Origin of the sequence: Trebonia sp. (assembly GCF_030042015.1) — a bacterium.
Lineage (GTDB): Bacteria > Actinomycetota > Actinomycetes > Streptosporangiales > Streptosporangiaceae > Trebonia.
The window spans coordinates 1-2,601 of the sequence record NZ_JASIAL010000254.1 but is presented as its reverse complement, the minus strand read 5'-3'; the positions used below and the strand labels follow the sequence as shown (position 1 = coordinate 2,601).

General features: G+C 74.9%; 3 protein-coding genes. All 3 read right to left on the bottom strand.

The window, feature by feature from the left end:
• The coding region (locus tag Q1N79_RS13615) for a DUF3375 family protein (RefSeq protein WP_300609010.1) at nt 1–397 on the bottom strand (397 nt) is incomplete at its 3' end.
• Between the two features lie 143 nt (nt 398–540).
• Nucleotides 541–2,274: an Ig domain-containing protein gene (locus tag Q1N79_RS13610; RefSeq protein ID WP_300609008.1), complete on the bottom strand. Its 1,734-nt coding sequence runs from the start codon at nt 2,272–2,274 to the stop codon at nt 541–543.
• A gap of 131 nt (nt 2,275–2,405) precedes the next feature.
• Nucleotides 2,406–2,601 (bottom strand): hypothetical protein (locus Q1N79_RS13605; RefSeq protein WP_300602664.1); only part of this gene is annotated, 196 nt, incomplete at its 5' end.

Below are 2,601 nucleotides of genomic sequence, written 5' to 3'. Positions count from 1 at the left end.
CGCCCAGCGCGCGCACCCACTGCAGGGCCTTCTCCACCGCCGGGGTCGCGTCGAAGTGCGGCTCGTCGCTGCCTTCTGGGTAGTACTTGCGCAGCCACCCGGACTCCGGGCTCGCCCAGTCGTCAAGGTAAGCCTTGGCCGGCTTGGGGAAGCTCCTGGGCGTGCGCTCGTTCAGCGCGTAGAGCTCGTCGTCCAGGCGGCTTGCCAGCTCGGTGGCGGCGATCGAGCGGACGTTGTCCGCGACGAACACCCGGTGCAGGAAGCTGAGCACCAGCGGCGCGCTGTCCGCGCGCAGCAGGCGCCAGGCGGGGCTGTTGGCGCGCAGCCAGGCGACGTCGTCGAAGCTGATCCGGCCGCTCGTCCCGCCTGTGGTCCCGCTGGTTTCCCCGCCTGCCATGGCGAACATCGTAGGGGCGGGCTATGACATTCCGCCGGATCTCGCGCGTGGCGGATGGGCTGCCGCGCAGCGGGCTGGGGCGCAGCGGGCTGCCGCAGAGCAGGCTGGGGCGCAGGCCCGACGCTGACCGGATGCCGCACCGGTCAGGCCAGCGTGGAGCACTGGCCGCTGGCCGGGCCCTGGACCGTGTTGGGCTGGCCGTTGTCGGCCGGGGCCGGGTTGTTGCCCGAGCAGGACAGCGGTCCGTCGATCGTGTTGCCCGCCACCACCGCGCCGCCGCTGTTACCGCTGATGCTGGCCGGGCCGCTGATCGTGTTCCCGGTCAGGGTCAGCCCGCCGGTGTTCCCGCTGAGGGTGACCGGGCCGCTGATGGCGTCCTGCCCGCACGGGGAGCCGGCGGTCCCGCCGAGCAGCACCAGCCCGGTCGCGCCGGACACCGACACCGGGCCGCTCACCGTCGAGCCGCATACCGCCAGGCTGCCCGGGTCGCTGGCGGACAGCGGCCCGGCCAGCCGCGAGCTGGCCACGGAGACCACCGCCCCGGCAGTGATTTTCACCGGCCCGGAGACGGTCGCCCCGGCCAGGCAGGTGACGCCGGATCCGATCGTCAGCGGCCCGGCGTGGCTCCCGGTGATCGTCGTGGCGCATCCGCCGACCGTGATGGACAGCTGCGCCGTGGCGGTCTGCGGCGTCGGGCTGGTCGAGTCCGTCGCCTGCACGGTGAAGCCGAACGTGCCGGCCAGCACCGGCGTCCCGGAGATCACCCCGGCCGAGGCGTCCAGCGATAGCCCGGGCGGCAGCGACCCGCTGGTCAGCGACCAGGAATAGGGCGGGTTGCCACCGGTCGCGGCCAGCGTCGCCGAGTAGACCGAGCCCAGCGTGGCGGCCGACAGGCTGGCGGTGGTCACCGCGAGCGGCACCTCGTAGCTGATGATCACTTCGCCGTTCGGGGCGTCGTCCGGTGCCGCGACCCCGTCGACGACCGTGACCCCGGCCACGTCTTCGGGGTAGCTGGCCCCGCCGCCGCCTCCGCCGCCGCCGGCGCCGAGGCCGAACCCAATGGGGTTGACCCCGCCTTGCCCGCCGCCTCCGCCGCCGTTGTAGCCGCCGCCTCCGCCGCCGCCGTTCGCCGCGCCGCCGCCGCCGGTTCCCTGGCTGGCACCGGTGCCGCCGCCGGCGCCGCTGGCGCCGTTGTCGAACCCGCCGCCACCGCCGCCGCCGGGGGCCATGTCCGTCCCGGCGCCGCCTCCGCCGCCGCCGGTCAGGATGCCGAATGCCCCCTGCCCCTGGGCGCCGGAGGAATCGGCGTTGCCGCCCGGGCCGCCAGATGAGGAACCGTCCTGGCCCGCGCCGCCGCCGCCCCCGGCCGCCAGCAGGTCGCTGGTCACCGGGTAACTGCCGTCCGCGGCCTGGCCGCGCACGTCGCTCCCGCCGCCGCCGTCGCCCGCGCCGCCCGCCCCGGGGCCGCCGCCGTTGAACGTGCTGGCCGCGTCATTGGTCCCGCCGCCCTGCCCGACGTCGACCTGGAGTACCGTCCCCGGGCTGACCGCCAGCGTGGCGGTGACCTGCGCGCCCAGCCCGCCGGACTCACCGGACGAGGACGCGCCTCCCTCGGCGCCGTACAGCGTGAACGTCGCCTGCGTCACCCCCTGCGGCACCGTCCATGACTGGGCGCCGCCGGTGTACTCGCAGCTGACCGTCGCTGTGTTACCGCTGATGACCGCCGCCGGGCAGGGCGGCGCCACGGCCTGCGCCGCGGCGCCGCCCGCGGTCAGCACGGTCAGCCCGGCTCCGCCGAGAAGGGACGCGACCGCCGCCCACACCGCACGTCGCCGCCTGGCAGGGCGCAAGCGCCCCGATACGCTGAATACGCCCATGACCCTTGCTCCCTTCCGGAGGACCGCCGCTCGGCTTCCACCCGGACTGCGGCCGCTTACCGCGGCCCGGGCGGATTATCCGCCCGGGCCGCGCCCGTGCCAAGGGGCTGCGGGGCTTGGGCTTGGGCTTGCTACGGGATCTTGTGCTGGCCGCGCTTGACGATCTTGATCGTTCCCGCGCTCTGCGGCGTGGCGCTGCCCGGCGCGTAGTCGAACACGGTGTGGGTGGCGAAGTTGAACACGAACACGTCGACGATCGCGTACGTGCTCGGGTCGAGCCACACGATGTACAGCTGGGTACGGCTGATCGGAACGGCGACGTAGTCC